The organism is Pseudomonas sp. HMWF006, from assembly GCF_003061205.1.
Classification (GTDB): domain Bacteria; phylum Pseudomonadota; class Gammaproteobacteria; order Pseudomonadales; family Pseudomonadaceae; genus Aquipseudomonas; species Aquipseudomonas monsensis.
This window is the reverse complement of sequence record NZ_QAIU01000243.1, coordinates 1-2681: the sequence shown is the minus strand read 5'-3', so window position 1 is coordinate 2681 and position 2681 is coordinate 1. Positions and strand designations below refer to the sequence as shown.

Sequence of the window (2681 nt, the reverse complement as noted above, 5' to 3'; positions counted from 1 at the left end):
GATACAGACCCTCATAAGGGCCTTATATAGTCGGAAATTTCCCGTTTCATGGCGCCTATGCCAAACTAACCCGCATATAGACAAGGTGAAAACTCTCTAATGGCCGATTGGCAGTCCCTCGATCCCGAGGCCGCTCGTGAAGCGGAAAAATATGAAAACCCTATTCCTAGCCGCGAACTGATCCTGGCGCATCTCGCCGATCGGGGTTCGCCTGCTGCCCGTGAGCAACTGGTCGAAGAGTTTGGTCTGACCACAGAAGACCAGATCGAAGCCCTGCGCCGCCGTCTGCGCGCCATGGAGCGCGATGCTCAACTGATCTACACCCGCCGTGGCACTTACGCGCCGGTCGACAAGCTCGACCTGATCCTCGGCCGCATCAGTGGTCACCGTGACGGTTTCGGCTTCCTGGTGCCGGACGACGGCAGCGACGACCTGTTCATGAGCCCGGCGCAAATGCGTCTGGTGTTCGATGGCGACCGTGCGCTGGCACGTGTTTCCGGTCTCGACCGTCGTGGTCGCCGCGAAGGCGTGATCGTCGAAGTGGTGTCCCGTGCGCACGAAACCATCGTCGGTCGCTACTTTGAGGAAGGCGGTATCGGCTTCGTCGTCGCGGACAACCCGAAGATCCAGCAGGAAGTGCTGGTCACTCCGGGCCGCAACGCCAACGCGCAGATCGGTCAGTTCGTCGAGGTGAAAATCACCCACTGGCCGACGCCGCGCTTCCAGCCGCAAGGCGACGTGGTTGAAGTGGTTGGCAACTACATGGCGCCAGGCATGGAAATCGATGTCGCTCTGCGCACTTACGACATCCCGCACGTCTGGCCTGAAGCCGTTCTCAAAGAAGCGGCCAAGCTCAAGCCGGAAGTCGAAGAAAAAGACAAAGAGAAGCGCGTCGACCTGCGCCATCTGCCGTTCGTCACCATTGACGGCGAAGACGCCCGCGACTTCGACGATGCTGTTTATTGCGAAGCCAAACCGGGCAAGCTGCGCCTGTTCTCCGGTGGCTGGAAGTTGTACGTGGCGATTGCCGACGTTTCCAGCTACGTGAAGATCGGTTCGGCGCTGGACAACGAAGCCCAGGTGCGCGGCAACTCGGTGTACTTCCCTGAACGTGTGGTGCCGATGCTGCCTGAGCAGCTGTCCAACGGCCTGTGCTCGCTGAACCCGCACGTCGATCGTCTGGCCATGGTTTGCGAGATGACCATCTCCAAGTCCGGCGAAATGACCGACTACTGCTTCTATGAAGCGGTTATTCACTCCCACGCCCGTCTGACCTACAACAAGGTCAGCGCGATGCTGGAAACCCCGAAAGCCACCGAAGCCCGCAAGCTTCGTGGCGAATACACCGACGTCGTGCCGCACCTCAAGCAGCTTTATGCGCTGTACAAAGTGCTGCTGGCGGCTCGTCACGTGCGTGGCGCGATCGATTTCGAAACCCAGGAAACCCGGATCATCTTCGGTTCCGAGCGCAAGATTGCCGAAATCCGTCCGACCACCCGCAACGATGCGCACAAGCTGATCGAAGAGTGCATGCTGGCGGCCAACGTGGCCACTGCCGAGTTCCTCAAGAAGCACGAAATTCCTGCGCTGTATCGCGTCCACGACGGCCCGCCACCGGAGCGTCTGGAAAAACTGCGCGCCTTCCTCGGCGAGCTCGGTCTGTCCCTGCACAAAGGCAAGGATGGCCCGTCGCCGAAGGATTATCAGGCCCTGTTGGCGAGCATCAAGGACCGTCCGGACTTCCATCTGATCCAGACCGTGATGCTGCGCTCCCTGAGCCAGGCGGTGTACAGCGCCCAGAACGAAGGTCACTTCGGCCTGAACTACGAAGCCTATACCCACTTCACCTCGCCGATTCGTCGTTACCCGGACTTGCTCACGCACCGCGCCATCCGCAGCGTGATCCATTCCAAGCAGGACACCCCGCACGTTCGTCGTGCCGGCGCGATGACCATCCCGAAAGCGCGGATCTATCCTTACGACGAGGCGGCGCTGGAGCAACTCGGCGAGCAGTGCTCGATGAGCGAGCGCCGTGCCGACGAAGCGACCCGCGACGTAGTGAACTGGCTCAAGTGCGAGTTCATGAAGGATCGCGTGGGCGAATCGTTCCCGGGCGTGATCACCGCTGTGACCGGTTTTGGCCTGTTCGTCGAACTGACCGACATTTACGTCGAAGGCCTGGTGCACGTCACCGCGCTGCCGGGTGACTACTACCACTTCGATCCTGTGCATCACCGCTTGGCGGGCGAGCGCACCGGTCGTAGCTTCCGTCTCGGCGATACCGTTGAAGTGCGTGTCATGCGCGTCGACCTCGACGAGCGCAAGATCGACTTCGAGATGGCCGAAAAAACCATCAGCGCGCCGATCGGTCGCAAAAAACGTGGTGCTGAAACTGCAGCTCCAGCGGCCAAGGCTTCGGAAGAAAAGGCCCCGGCTAAAACTGCCAGCCGTCGTCCTGCCAAGGAAAAAGCCGCAGAAGCCTATCGCCCGAGCGACGCCGTGGCGAAAAACGCCGAGTTGCGCAAAAGTCGTGAAATGAAGAAAGCGCTGCTTTCCGATGCCAAAAACGGTGGTAAAGCGGCGTCCGGGGGAAAGACCGGACGGTCGGCGCCTGACAAGGCGACCGGCGGCAAGCCAGCCAAACCGAGCAAACACCGTAAAGGCCCGCCGAAAGCGGGTTC

General features: G+C 60.5%; 1 protein-coding gene. It reads left to right on the top strand.

From position 1 onward, the window contains the following. Nucleotides 1-99: 99 nt before the first annotated feature. A partial coding sequence (gene rnr, locus DBR24_RS09880) for a ribonuclease R (RefSeq protein ID WP_128614637.1) occupies nt 100-2681 on the top strand: 2582 nt, incomplete at its 3' end.